13 protein-coding genes are annotated in these 12,829 nt (G+C 69.1%); 7 read left to right on the top strand and 6 right to left on the bottom strand.

Annotation, left to right across the window (positions count from 1 at the left end; translation table 11 throughout):
• The first annotated feature begins 12 nt into the window (after positions 1-12).
• From AB0F44_RS05715 to AB0F44_RS05725, 3 genes are all read left to right on the top strand, one after another.
• The gene (locus AB0F44_RS05715) at positions 13-2,355 is read left to right on the top strand and encodes a VanW family protein (RefSeq protein WP_357353515.1); all 2,343 of its coding nucleotides are present in this window, start codon (positions 13-15) and stop codon (positions 2,353-2,355) included.
• 109 nt (positions 2,356-2,464) lie between these two features.
• Positions 2,465-3,295 carry an alpha/beta fold hydrolase gene (locus tag AB0F44_RS05720; RefSeq protein ID WP_357353517.1) on the top strand — a complete coding sequence of 277 codons (831 nt, stop codon included), beginning with the start codon at positions 2,465-2,467 and terminating at the stop codon, positions 3,293-3,295.
• 20 nt (positions 3,296-3,315) lie between these two features.
• A complete protein-coding gene (locus AB0F44_RS05725; RefSeq protein ID WP_357353519.1) occupies positions 3,316-3,705 on the top strand; it encodes a VOC family protein in 390 nt (129 codons plus the stop codon).
• Between the two features lie 246 nt (positions 3,706-3,951).
• Here AB0F44_RS05725 and AB0F44_RS05730 read toward each other — a convergent pair whose 3' ends face one another.
• Entirely contained in the window at positions 3,952-4,842 is an 891-nt protein-coding gene (locus AB0F44_RS05730) for a GNAT family N-acetyltransferase (protein WP_357353521.1), read from the bottom strand.
• Positions 4,843-4,921: 79 nt separating this feature from the next.
• On the opposite strand from AB0F44_RS05730, the gene fdxA reads away from it, so the two are divergent.
• The 3 genes from fdxA to AB0F44_RS05745 are packed head-to-tail and all read left to right on the top strand — an operon-like array spanning position 4,922 to position 7,420.
• On the top strand, positions 4,922-5,245 hold the full coding sequence (gene fdxA / locus AB0F44_RS05735) for a ferredoxin (RefSeq protein ID WP_008358813.1): 324 nt from the start codon (positions 4,922-4,924) through the stop codon (positions 5,243-5,245).
• Positions 5,245-6,351, top strand: a complete 1,107-nt coding sequence (gene dapC / locus AB0F44_RS05740) for a succinyldiaminopimelate transaminase (RefSeq protein ID WP_357353523.1) — start codon at positions 5,245-5,247, stop codon at positions 6,349-6,351. The genes fdxA and dapC overlap by 1 nt, the downstream gene beginning before the upstream one ends.
• Positions 6,352-6,388: 37 nt before the next feature.
• Positions 6,389-7,420 (top strand): hypothetical protein, encoded by a 1,032-nt coding sequence (locus AB0F44_RS05745; protein ID WP_357353525.1) that lies wholly within the window; start codon positions 6,389-6,391, stop codon positions 7,418-7,420.
• 123 nt (positions 7,421-7,543) lie between these two features.
• On the opposite strand, the gene AB0F44_RS05750 is transcribed toward AB0F44_RS05745, so the two are convergent.
• Positions 7,544-8,392, bottom strand: a complete 849-nt coding sequence (locus AB0F44_RS05750; protein ID WP_357353527.1) for a hypothetical protein — start codon at positions 8,390-8,392, stop codon at positions 7,544-7,546.
• 22 nt (positions 8,393-8,414) lie between these two features.
• The gene (gene dapD, locus AB0F44_RS05755; RefSeq protein ID WP_357353529.1) at positions 8,415-9,359 is read right to left on the bottom strand and encodes a 2,3,4,5-tetrahydropyridine-2,6-dicarboxylate N-succinyltransferase; all 945 of its coding nucleotides are present in this window, start codon (positions 9,357-9,359) and stop codon (positions 8,415-8,417) included.
• A 152-nt stretch (positions 9,360-9,511) separates the two neighbouring features.
• Here dapD and AB0F44_RS05760 point away from each other — a divergent pair, with 152 nt between their 5' ends.
• Complete coding sequence (locus AB0F44_RS05760; protein ID WP_357353530.1) at positions 9,512-9,799, top strand: hypothetical protein; 288 nt, start codon at positions 9,512-9,514, stop codon at positions 9,797-9,799.
• A gap of 4 nt (positions 9,800-9,803) precedes the next feature.
• Here the strand turns inward: AB0F44_RS05760 and AB0F44_RS05765 are convergent, their stop codons facing one another.
• From AB0F44_RS05765 to AB0F44_RS05775, 3 genes are all read right to left on the bottom strand, one after another.
• The gene (locus AB0F44_RS05765) at positions 9,804-9,989 is read right to left on the bottom strand and encodes a YbdD/YjiX family protein (protein WP_357341151.1); all 186 of its coding nucleotides are present in this window, start codon (positions 9,987-9,989) and stop codon (positions 9,804-9,806) included.
• The gene (locus tag AB0F44_RS05770; protein ID WP_357353532.1) at positions 9,986-12,109 is read right to left on the bottom strand and encodes a carbon starvation CstA family protein; all 2,124 of its coding nucleotides are present in this window, start codon (positions 12,107-12,109) and stop codon (positions 9,986-9,988) included. The genes AB0F44_RS05765 and AB0F44_RS05770 overlap by 4 nt, the downstream gene beginning before the upstream one ends.
• A gap of 144 nt (positions 12,110-12,253) precedes the next feature.
• The gene (locus tag AB0F44_RS05775) at positions 12,254-12,823 is read right to left on the bottom strand and encodes a DinB family protein (RefSeq protein WP_357353534.1); all 570 of its coding nucleotides are present in this window, start codon (positions 12,821-12,823) and stop codon (positions 12,254-12,256) included.
• Positions 12,824-12,829: the final 6 nt, after the last annotated feature.

A 12,829-nucleotide genomic window follows, 5' to 3' on the forward strand; every position in this document is an offset into this window, starting at 1 on the left:
AGGCTCTCCCGCATGTCCAATGAGCCCGAGGCCTCCAAGGCCCCCGAGCCCGCGAAGCAAACTGACGCGGCCGGGTCCAACGCCAGCCAAGCTGGCGCGGACGATGCTGCCATCGAGACGATCATGATCCCTCAGATCGAGATCGATGCTCGTGTTGCCGAGTCGACGGGTGCTGCGCCGGTCCCGAACGACGCCGATGAGGATCCCGCTGAGGAGACCCTGCTGCGCAGCACGATGCTGCGCTCGGAGCTGCCGAAGCGTGCGGAGCTGCCGGAGGACGACAACTTCCTCTTCGTCTCGAAGAACCGGAAGTTCGCCCCGGAGCCGGACGCGGTCGACGCCGCCCCCGACCTGGCCAGCGACGCGGCCACCGAGGTCGCGTTCAACAACCAGGTCCAGGACGCCCCCGACTTCGACGACGAGCCGCTCGAGGCGACCGTCATGGGCGTTGGGCCGTTCGTCGTGAACGAGCCGGGCCCCGCCGACCACTCCGGGTTCGACCAGTCCGGGTACGACCCGTCCGGGTTCGACCAATCCGCGTACGACCAGTCGGCCTTCGACCACTCCGCCTTCGAGCAGCCCGACTACGCCCAGCCGGTCGCGGCCGAGAGCAAGCCGGTCGGCACCGGCACCAAGGTCGCCGCCGCGCTCGTGGGCGGCGTCGCCATCCTGGCCTTCGCCGGCTGGGCTGCTGCGTACGCCGTCGCCGGGGAGAAGATCTCCGAGGGCACCACGGTCGCAGGCGTGGACATCGGCGGCATGACGGCCGCCGAGGCGACCCCGCTGCTGGACCAGAAGTTCGCCCCGGCCCACAGCCAGCCGATCAACGTGACCGCCGGCGAGAGCACGACCGAGGTCAACCCGGCCGACGCGGGTCTGAGCTTCGACGCCGAGGCGACGATCGAGAAGGCCAACGCCGTACGCAGCTGGAGCCCGGTCAAGCTGTGGAAGCACTTCACCGGCGGTGGCGAGATCGAGCCCGTCATCAAGGCCGACGACAAGCTGATCGCCAAGGTCGCCGCCAAGGTGAACAAGCGCGCCGGCACCCCCTTCAAGGACGGCGACGTCGTCATCAAGAAGGGCAAGATCAAGACCACGCAGCCGGTCGCGGGCGAGGGCGTCAGCGACGACGCGCTCCGGACCGCGCTCGCCGGTCAGCTGCTCGTCGAGGGCGACCGCAAGGCCGACGTGCCTCTCGCGGAGCTCACCCCCGACGTCGACGAGGCCGACGTCCAGGAGGCGGTCGACAAGGTCGCCACCCCGGCGGTCTCTGGGCCGATCACGCTGAAGTTCGAGAAGACCCCGGTGGAGCTGTCCCCGAAGGAGTTCGGCGACGCGATCCGGTTCGACCCGAAGGACGGCGAGCTGCAGGCCTCGGTCGCGCCCAGCAAGCTCAAGAAGGTGCTCAAGAAGGCTCTGGCCGACGACGCCGCCAAGCCGGTCGACGCGACCATCAAGATGGTCAACGGCGCTCCGAAGGTCATTCCCGCCAAGCCGGGTGTCACCTTCAACCAGAAGGACCTGGAGGCGGTCTTCCTCGACGTCGTCACGGCGCCCAAGGGCGAGCGCACCGTCGATGTGAAGTCGAAGGTCGCCAAGCCGAAGGTCACCACCGAAGAGGCCAAGGCCTGGGGCGTGAAGGAGAAGGTCTCCACCTTCACCACCAACTTCCCCTACGCCGAATACCGCAACGTCAACATCGGCCGCGCAGCCGAGCTGGTCAACGGCACCGTGCTCGCGCCGGGCGACACCTTCTCCCTCAACGGCATCGTCGGGGAGCGTACGGCCGCCAACGGCTTCACCAAGGGCTGGATGATCCAGAACGGGATCTTCCGCGAGGACTACGGCGGCGGTGTCTCGCAGATGGCGACGACCACGTTCAACGCGATGTTCTTCGCCGGTCTCCAGGACGTCGAGCACAAGGCGCACTCGCTCTACATCGACCGCTACCCGATCGGCCGTGAGGCGACCGTCGCCTGGCCCTCGCTGGACCTGAAGTTCAAGAACAACACCAAGTACGGCGTCCTGATCCGCTCCTGGGTCAACCCCGCCAGCGCCAGCGGCCAGGGTTCGGTCACCGTCGAGATGTGGTCCACCAAGATCTGGGACATCAAGACCCGCACCGGCGAGCGCTACGACTTCAAGCCGCCGGGCAAGCAGAAGATCACCGACGGCAACTGCGAGAACACCGTCGGCGCCCCGGGCTTCTCGATCAACGTCTGGCGCGACTTCTACAACGCGGGATCGGGCTCGAAGGTCGACACCGAGACCTTCAAGACCACCTACATCCCGCAGGACGAGGTCGAGTGCACCGACGAGTCGGAGAAGCCGCCGCCCCCCGCCGACCCCAACTGAGCCGAGTCGGCCGGTCCTGACAAAAACCATCGCTGAGTCGGCGCGTCATGACGCGCCGACTCGGCGATGTGCACCGTGACGCGGATCACAGCTGCTCGTTGAAGCGGTCATGCGCCCGTTTCTGCTGAGTCTTCTCGCTGCTGTCGCACTCGTCCTGGCCCCGGTCTCAGCTCCCGCCGCGGCGGGGCCGAGCCGGACCGGGATCCCGCTGCCGGGGTCGCCGTATGGCGACCCGGCCGGGTCCAACGACTGGTCGTGCGCGCCGTCGGCAGCGCGCCCGACGCCGGTGATCCTGGTGCACGGCACCTTCGGCGACCGCCGCTCGCTGCTGGACCTGATCTCGCTGGCCATGAAGCGGGCCGGGTTCTGCGTCTACTCGTTCGACTACGGCAACCGCGCGACCGGCGACATCCGGGACTCGGCCGCTCACCTGGGTGAGTTCATCGAGCGCGTACGTGAGGTCACCGACGCCGACAAGGTGTCCCTCGTCGGTCACTCCCAGGGCGGGATGATGCCGCGTTACTACATCAAGAATCTCGGTGGCGCTGCCCACGTCGAGGACCTCGTCGGCCTCGCCCCTTCCAACCACGGCACGACCATCGTCATGGACGGGACCGCGATCGGAGCCACTGGTCTGTGCCAGTCCTGTGCGCAGCAGGCCGCCGGCTCGCAGTTCCTCGCCGACCTGAACGCCGGCGACGAGACCCCGGGCGACATCTCCTACACCCAGATCGTCACCGCCACCGACGAGGTGGTCGTGCCGCACACCTCCGGCTTCCTCGCCGAGGGTCCGAACACCACGAACGTACGCATCCAGGACGCCTGTGCCCTCGACCTCTCCGACCACCTGCTCATCCCGATGAGCACCTCCGCCATCGCCCTCACCCTCGACGCTCTCACCCACGAAGGTCCCGCATCCCCGGACCTGAAGACCTGCTGACCGCGCCCTACCGTTCACCCATGCACCTGGACCTGGTCACGATCGTCGTTCCCGACTACGACGAGGCGGTGGAGTTCTTCCGCGACGTCCTCGGCTTCGAGGTCACCGAGGATGCCCCGTCGACCACGAACGACGGCCGCCCGAAGCGATGGGTGGTCGTACGTCCGCTGGGCGGCGGCACCGGATTCCTCCTCGCCCGGGCCGACGGCCCGGCACAGACCGAGAGGGTCGGTGATCAGACCGGCGGCCGGGTGACGTTCTTCCTGCGGGTAGACGACTTCACAGCGGCGCACGAGAAGCTGGTCGCCGCCGGCATCGAGCTCGTCGGGCCGGTGCGCGAGGAGTCCTACGGCACCCTTCAGGTCTTCCGGGACCCCTTCGGCAACCTGTGGGACCTGCTGTCCGACTAGCGGTCATCGCCGCCACCAAGATGCCGGCTGTCAGCTCGTCGTGTCTTCGTCGAGCGAGCCCTCCCAGAAAGCGATCTCACTCTCGGGAAGCGGGTCGAATGCGTCATCAGGAACGCTTACGCGCAGTCCGCCGAGAGTGCGCTGGTTAGGCTGTTCCTCGCTCGTGGCCTCGGCCCTTGCGCTCTCCACGCCGCCACTCTAGATCGGCTGGAGCTGTTGAGCGACCGAGTTGGTTCCCTAGGCGGATCAGGGGGTGGGCGAGGCGTAGTAGCGGCAGCGGTGGTGCTCGGTGAAGCCGAGGCCCTCGTAGAGGGCGAGGCCGGGGGCGTTGTTGGTCTCGACGTGCAGCCAGGCGGCGCGGGCGCCGCGTTCGGCGCCCCACTCGAGCAGGGTGGCGAGGGCCTTGGTGGCGAGGCCCTGGCGACGGTGTGGCTCGGCGACCTCGAGGTCGTGGATGGCCAGCCAGTCGCGTTCCATCGTGCCCATGATCCGGGCGGTGTCGCCGAAGGTGATCAGCACCTGGGCGTCGTTGGCCCCAGTGATCTCCACGCGGGCGTCCTCGACGGGCGGTGGAAGGAGGCGGCGGGTGGCGGCGAGCCCGGCGAGCTGGAAGCCGACGGTCACGTCCTCGACCCAGCCGCGGGCGACCACGGCCTCCTCGACCGCGGACCCGACCTCGATCTTCACCCGGGGGCGCTTGTGGCGGCTGCGGTAGTAGCTCTCGACCTTGTCGATCGCCGCATCCAGACCGATGCCGGGGTCGCCGATCGCCAGCGCGGAGTTGGGCCGCCGGCGGACCGAGACCTCGTGGTCGAAGAGCACCCACTCGCCCAACGGCTCCGAGGTGGTGCCGGGGAAGATCGCGGCGCTGAGCAGCTCGGCCTCGCGTACCCCGATCCGCAGCCGTACGTTGGGCCGTGGCGGCACCGGTTTGCCGGAGACGATCTCGGCGACGGGCACGCTCACCCGCTCCCCGGACTCACGCTCGATGACCGCGATGCCGTCGGCCCAGGACGTACAGACTCCGAGGATGTCGGTGAAGGCGGGACCGCCGGTAGGGCCGGTCTCGCCGGGGACAAGGCGACGGATGACGATCCGCTTGCCGACGACATGTGGTCCCAGGAGATGAGCAGGCACGTGGGGATACTAGGCTGTTCCCTGAAGGGCCAGTCGTGCCCCTCTGACTTTCGTGATACCCCGCTTGGAGGAGCCCCGAATGACGTACGTCATCGCCCAGCCCTGTGTTGACGTGAAGGACAAGGCTTGCGTCGACGAATGTCCGGTGGACTGCATCTACGAAGGCAAGCGGATGCTCTACATCCACCCCGACGAGTGTGTCGACTGCGGCGCCTGCGAGCCGGTGTGCCCGCCCGAGGCGATCTTCTACGAGGACGACACCCCGGAGGAGTGGAAGGAGTACTACGACGCCAACGTCAAGTTCTTCGACGACCTCGGTTCGCCCGGTGGCGCTGCTCGCATGGGTGAGATCGACAAGGACCACCCGTTCGTCGCCGCGCTGCCCCCGCAGAACCAGGACTGATGCCGGCCTCGATCCCAGTCTCGCAGCGGCTGCCTGACTTCCCCTGGGACAAGCTCGCTCCCTTCAAGGAGAAGGCGTCGGCGCACGCCGGTGGGCTGGTCGACCTCTCGATCGGCACGCCGGTCGACCCGACGCCCGCGGTGATCCAGAAGGCCCTCGCCGAGGCTGCCGACTCACCGGGCTACCCGACCACGATCGGCACTCCCGCGGTGCGTCAGGCCGCCATCGACTGGCTTGCGCGCAACCACGGGATCGACGGCCTCGGGCTGGACAACGTACTGCCGGTGATCGGCTCCAAGGAGCTGATCGGCTCGCTGCCGCTGCACCTGGGCGTCGGGCAGGGTGACCTGGTCGCCTACCCGGAGCTCGCCTACCCGACGTACGAGGTCTCCGCGGCTCTCGTCGGCGCCGACACCGTCGCCACCGACTCGCTGGTCGCTCTGGGCCCGAAGGCGCCGAAGATCCTGTGGATCAACTCGCCCTCCAACCCGAGCGGCCGGGTGCTCCCGGTCGAGCACCTGCGCAAGACGGTCGAGTGGGCGCGCGAGCGCGGCACGCTGCTGATCTCCGACGAGTGCTACATCGAGTGCGCCTGGGAGGCCTCTCCGGTCTCGGTGCTGCACCCGGACGTGTGCGGTGGCTCGTTCGACGGTCTTCTTGCCGTCCACTCGCTCTCGAAGCGCTCCAACCTCGCGGGCTACCGCGAGGCCTTCGTCGCTGGTGACGCCTCGGTCCTCGGCGAGCTCCTCGCGGTCCGCAAGAACCTCGGCCTGATGATGCCCGGCCCGCAGCAGGCCGCCATGGTGACGGCGCTCGCCGACGACCAGCACGCCAAGGAGCAGCACGCCCGCTACGCCGCCCGGCGCACCAAGCTCAAGACGGCGCTGGAGTCGGCCGGCTTCCGTATCGACCACTCCGAGGCATCCCTCTACCTGTGGTCGACCCGCGACGAGGACTGCTGGGACACCGTCGAATGGCTGGCCGAGCGCGGCATCCTCGCCGCTCCCGGCATCTTCTACGGCCGCGCCGGCAGCCAGCACGTACGCATCGCCTTCACCGCCACCGACGAGCGCGTCGACGCGGCGGTCTCCCGCCTCACGGCGTAGCCGGCCGGGGTTTGCCCCATACGTGAAGATTGGTGGAGTGAGCGCACAGCCGGGGACCCCGACGGGCCCGCCGACCATCCCGCCCCCGGGTCCGCGGCCTCCCGCATCTGGCCCTCCCGGTCCGAGGCTCCCGGAGCCGGCGCGCGAGGCGCTGCGTAAGTCGGCGCGGGAAGCCCGGAAGCAGCTGCGGCCGGTGCGCAAGCACCTCATCGTCCTCGGCGTCGTGATCGCCGTCGCCCTGGTCTTCGCCGGCCTGCGGCTCCTCGGCGTCGGGGTCAGCGGCATCCCGGTCCTCGCCCGCGAGGCCTGCACCGTCACCTCCGAGGGCGAGACCTTCGACCTCTCCTCCGAGGAGGCCGAACGTGCCTCGGCGATCGCCGCCCAAGCCGTACGCCGCGGGCTCCCCGCCCGCGCGGCCTCCGTCGTGCTGGCGGTCGAGATCGCCGACCACTCGCTCGAACGGGATCCGGCGAAGGCGGCCGGCCTCTACGACCGCCTCTCCGGCGTCGCCGACTACCGCCAGCAGTCCGTACCGGGCGTCGCCCAGCAGATCAGCGACGGCTCGCGAGACGGCTACCGCGACGCCGAGCCCGAGGCCCGGGCCCTGGCCTCGGCGCTGACCGGCAACACCCCGGAGGCGTTCTCGTGCGTCGTCAAGGGCGGTGCCGAGGAGGTCCCGGACAGGCTCAGCGGCGCTGGGCTCACCTCGCGTGCGGAGGCGCTGCGCGATGACGTACGCAATGTCTACGGGGGCATCCCCGACGGGGGTTTCCAGCCCGGCGGGGTGACCACCGGACACATGGTCGGGTCGGCCCACTACGAGGGCCGTGCGGTCGACTACTTCTTCCGGCCGATCAACGCCCCCAACAACATCAAGGGCTGGTCCCTGGCGCAGTATCTCGTCGCCAACGCCGACCGCCTCGACATCGAGACCGTCATCTACGACGACCGCATCTGGACCAAGTTCCGCTCCGGCGCCGGCTGGCGCGACTACGAGGTCCCACCCCGCGGCGGCGACCAGGCCATCCTCGAGCACCGCGACCACGTCCACGTCGACGTAGCCGACTGAGGCCGAAGCGTCAGGTACGTCGGCCGAGAGGTCGCTCGCGTCGGCCGAGTTGGCAGCCGCGTGCCATCTCGGCCGACCGGGGTGACGCTTCGGCCGACGCGGGTGACGCCTCGGCTGGTGGGGTCAGGCGAGGGTGACGACGATCTGGTCGCCGTTGACCTTGGGGGTGTCGGCCCACTCCTCGTCCTTGCCGGCGGACCAGGTGCGGCCGTCGTAGGCGATGGAGGTGGCGCCGAACTCGCTGGCCCGGGCGAGTACGTAGTGCGCGACGGCCCAGCCGTTGCGCTGGCCGGTCTCGCCGGCGTCGACGGGGATGACCACGGTGGTGCCGTCAACCCGGGCGCGGCCGACCATCTGGCCGAGCAGCTGGTTGACCTCGGTCTTGGTCGCCTGGGGCTTGCCGGAGCCGGCCTCGGGCTCGTCGATCCGGCAGGTCAGGGCGGCGGGGGAGTAGCCGCTGATCGCGGAGGCGATGGCGCGGCCCTCGCCCTCGTGGTCGGCGTACGCCTCGGGATAGGCCGAGCGCTGCACCTCCTGCGCCGCCTCGGTGACCACCATGTCCTCGTAGCCCTCGATCTTGACCAGCGCGTCGTAGAACTTGTTGGTGGCGTAGACGGGGTCTTGGACCTGCTCCTCGGTGCCCCAGCCCATCGACGGGCGCTGCTGGAAGAGCCCGAGCGAGTCCCGGTCACCGTGGCTGATGTTGTAGAGCTTCGACTCCTGGATCGCGGTCGCGATCGCGATCGTGGCGGCCCGCGCGGGCAGGCCGCGCTTGAGCCCGAGTGCGGTGATCACGGCGGCGTTGCCCATCTGCTCGGGGTCGAAGCGCGCCTCGTACTCACCCGCGACCGCCGTGCAATGCTGCAGGTCGGGGAGGATCGAGTCCAGCTTGTCCGTCGCGGCCTGGACGACCCAGTAGATGCCGCCGGCGATCACGCTGAGCACCACCAGGGCGGTGAGAAGCTTCTTCAACTCAGCACTCTTCGGTGAGACGTCAGTTGGCGTGGAGGGCGGCGTTGAGCTCGATGCCCTCGCCCTTCCACGGAACTGCCTCGATGGCGCCGCTGACCGAGTTGCGGCGGAAGAGGATGTTGGAGGCGCCGGAGAGCTCGCCGGCCTTCGTCACGGTGCCGTCGGGCAGGGTGACCTTGGTCCCGTACGTCACGTAGCACCCGGCCTCGACCACGGCGTCGTCACCCAGGGAGATGCCGATGCCGGAGTTGGCACCGAGCAGGCAGCGCTGGCCGATGGAGATGACGGCTTTGCCGCCGCCGGAGAGGGTGCCCATGATCGAGGCGCCACCACCGACGTCGGAGCCGTCGCCGACGACGACACCGCCGGAGATCCGGCCCTCGACCATCGAGGCGCCGAGGGTGCCGGCGTTGAAGTTGACGAAGCCCTCGTGCATCACGGTGGTGCCAGAGGCCAGGTGGGCGCCGAGGCGGACGCGGTCGGCGTCGCCGATCCGGATGCCGCTCGGGACGACGTAGTCGACCATCCGCGGGAACTTGTCCACGCCGTAGACGGTCACGTGCTGGCCCGCGGCGCGCAGTCGGGCGCGGGTGAGCTCGAAGCCCTCGACGGCGCACGGGCCGGCGCTGGTCCACACCACGTTGGTGAGCAGGCCGAAGATGCCGTCGAGGTTCTGTCCGTGCGGCTGTACGAGGCGGTGGGAGAGGAGGTGGAGGCGCAGCCAGACGTCCTCGGTGGTCTCGGGCGCGGTCTCGAGGTCCTTGACCTCGACCAGGGCGACCCGCTGGGTGACCTGACGCACCTCGTCGGCACCCTCGAGCGCGGTCAGCTCGGCCGGCGCGGTGGCGTCGGCGGGCTTCTCGCCCAGCTGCGGCGCGGGGAACCACACGTCGAGCACACTGCCCTTGTCGGATCCAGTGTCGGCGGCGTACGTCACGAGGCCGAAGCCCCAAGCTGCATTCGTCACGGGGCGCAGTCTAATGGCCGAGCCTGAGTGGTCCCTTATCGACGGTCTCGACGTGCGAACATGGGGAGCGTGAGCGAGCGCCAGCGAGTGAACCATCCAAACAACACGCGACCGCGTCCGTATTCTGGCGCGTGCGCTACGGAGGTGGTCGCGTGAAGAAGAGCGCGCTGCCGATGCCCCAGCTCCTCCAGGCCGAGGACGACACCTGGACCCTGGAGATCCCCGGCGTGGCGACCAGCAAGGGTCATCCGGCGCCGGAGTGGGCGATGGCGAAGGGCGTGGAGGTCGTACGCCGCGCCGCCTCCGACATCGTCCGCAGCTGGATCAACGGCAAGCCGGTGAGCGACGCCGAGAAGCAGGTGGTCCTGCTCGTCACCCGAGGTGACTCGCAGGTCTACGCCTGGCTCGACGCCGCCTTCGCCGACGACAGCCCCCGCTAGGCCGCTAGCAGCATCGGGCCTGCGGGTTGTGCTCCTTCTCGTCGGCCCGGTGACGTTCGAACGCGCGCCGGCTCATCGGCTCGACGCCCTCGCGCTCGCACCGAGCGACGTACTCGTCCCACTTCGCCTCCCCGGTCGCCTGGCGGAGCAGCCGCCAGGCGCCGGAGACACGCTCGGCGAGCAGACTCATGAGACCGGCGTCTTCTGGGAGGCTTCCCACTCGCGTACGGCTTCCTTCTCCTCCTTGGTGGCGAAGAAGTCGGAGGGCGCGACGATCTTCGACTCGACCTTCGGGACCTCGGTGGTCGGCAGCCCGCCGGCGCGGATCGCCTTGACCACAGTCACCGCGGCACCGGCGACGATCACGATCACCAGCAGCGCGAACGCTGCCTGCAGGATGCCGCTCTGGGTCGAGTTGTAGATGATCTGGTCGACGTCCGCGGGGGTCTTCGCAACCCCGTAGAGCTCACCGGCGTCGCGTGCCTCGCGCGCGGCAGAGGCCTGGGCGAAGTAGCCGATCGCGGGGTTGTCGCTGAACACCTTCTGCCAGCTCGCCGTCATGGTGACGATGAGGTCCCAGACCAGCGGGATGCCAGGCACCCAGGCGAACCTGGCCAGACCGTGCTTGAACATCAGCACCGTGGCCAGGGTCAGGGCGATCGCGGCGAGCAGCTGGTTGGCGATGCCGAAGAGCGGGAAGAGCTGGTTGATCCCGCCGAGCGGGTCACCGACGCCGATCCAGAGCATGTAGCCCCAGGCCAGTACGACCAGTGCGGAGGCCGACCAGGCCGCCGGCCGCCAGGAGGTGTCGGCGTAGCGCTTCCAGACGTTGCCGATCGTGTCCTGGAGCATGAACCGGCCCACGCGGGTGCCGGCGTCGACGGCGGTCAGGATGAAGAGCGCCTCGAACATGATCGCGAAGTGGTACCAGAAGGCGGCCAGGCCGCCACCGAACGCCTCGGTGAAGATCAGCGACATCCCGAACGCCAGGGTCGGGGCGCCACCGGTGCGGGAGATGATCGACTCCTCCACACTGGCCGCGGCTGCCTCGAGGTCGGCCGGGGTGATCGTGAAGCCGAGCCCGTTGACGAAGGCGGCCGCGGTCTCCGGGGTGCCGCCGGTCGCGCCGGCGGCGGCGTTCATCGAGAAGTAGATGCCCTGGTCGATGACCGAGGCGGCGATGAGGGCCGAGATCGCGACGAACGACTCCATCAGCATGCCGCCGTAGCCGATCATGCGGACCTGCGACTCCTTGGCGACCATCTTCGGCGTCGTCCCCGAGGCGATGAGCGCGTGGAAGCCGGAGAGGGCGCCGCAGGCGATGGTGATGAAGACGAACGGGAACAGCTTGCCGGCGAAGACCGGACCCTCGCCGTTGGTGGCGAAGTCGGTGACGGCCTCGTTCTGCAGCGCCGGGGCCGCGAGGACCAGGCCGACGGCCAGCAGCACGATGACGCCCACCTTCATGAAGGTGGAGAGGTAGTCACGCGGGGTGAGCAGCATCCACACCGGGAGGATCGAGGCGACGAAACCGTAGACGACCAGGCAGACCACCAGCGTCTCGTGGGAGAGGGTGAGGGCGTCGGCCAGGCCCATCTCCTCGACATACCCACCACCGATGATGGCCAGCAGCAGCAGCGCGACGCCGATGACGGTCACCTCGCTGACGCGGCCGGGGCGCAGGTAGCGCAGGTAGAAGCCCATGAAGAGCGCGATCGGGATGGTGAGACCGATCGAGAAGACACCCCACGGCGACTCTGCGAGCGCGTTGACGACGACCAGCGCGAGCACCGCCAGGATGATGATCATGATCGCGAAGACGGCGATCAGAGCGGCCACGCCGGCGACGGTGCCGATCTCCTCACGCACCATCTGACCGAGGCTCTTGCCGTTGCGGCGCATCGAGAAGAACATCACGACCATGTCCTGCACGGCACCGGCGAGGATGACGCCGACGATGATCCAGATCGTGCCCGGCAGGTAACCCATCTGCGCGGCCAGCACCGGGCCGACCAGCGGGCCGGCGCCGGCGATCGCGGCGAAGTGGTGCCCGAAGAGCACTCGCCGGTCGGTGACGTCGAAGTCTTGCCCGTTCTCCAGTCGCTCGGCCGGGGTGGCCCGGGTGTCGTCGACCTTCAGCACCTTGTCGGCGATGAACTTCGAGTAGAACCGGTAGGCGATCGCGTACGAGGCCAGTGCGGCAAACAGGATCCACAGTGCCGAGACATCCTCGCCTCGGGAAAGGGCGAGCATGGCCCAGCAGACGGCGCCGACGACAGCGACGGCGGTCCAGATGACGATTGACTTCATGTTGGGCCCGGATCGTGGGCCCGAGCTGGTGGGGTTGGCGGTCGACGTCGACATGGTCTCCCTCTGATTCAGCGCGCGGTAACGGTCGTTGTGACCGCTGTCTCAGCCTAGTCTCAGGAAACTGCCTGTTGGGCGGGGGAGGGGCTACTGCCCGGTACGCCCGTCGATGACCTCGCGCAGCAGGTCGGCGTGACCTGCGTGGCGGGCGTACTCCTCGATCATGTGGACCAGGATGTCGCGGATGCTGGCCGACTCGTCGCCGCGGCCGACGTCACGGGTCTCGCCGAGCATCGAGTCGTCGATCGAGTCGAGCCACTCGTCGGCCGCCGCGACCTGCTCGCGCCAGCTCGCGAACGCCTCGTCGACCGACTCCTGGGTCGGCTCCACCTTGTGGAAGCCGCCGGTGGGGTCGTCGGCGTCGAGCCGCGGCAGGTCGAGGTTCTCCTTCAGCACCCGCTGGAACCAGCTCTGCTCGACCCGCGCCATGTGACGGATGAGCCCGAGCAGACTGAGGTCGCTCGGCGGCACGCTCTGCTTGACCAGGTCCTCCGGACCGAGGTCCTCGCACTTGAGCTCGAGGGTGAGTCGGTAGTGGCGCAGGTAGTCCCGGTACGTCGCCAGCTCGCCGACGGCTGGCTGGTCCTGGTGGCGTGGGTCCTCGCCCTCGGGAAGCCAGATCCCGTTGAAGCCCACCTGTCGCTGATCGCTGCTCATGGGCTC

It is taken from the genome of Nocardioides sp. NPDC023903 (assembly GCF_040639295.1).
Lineage (GTDB): Bacteria > Actinomycetota > Actinomycetes > Propionibacteriales > Nocardioidaceae > Nocardioides.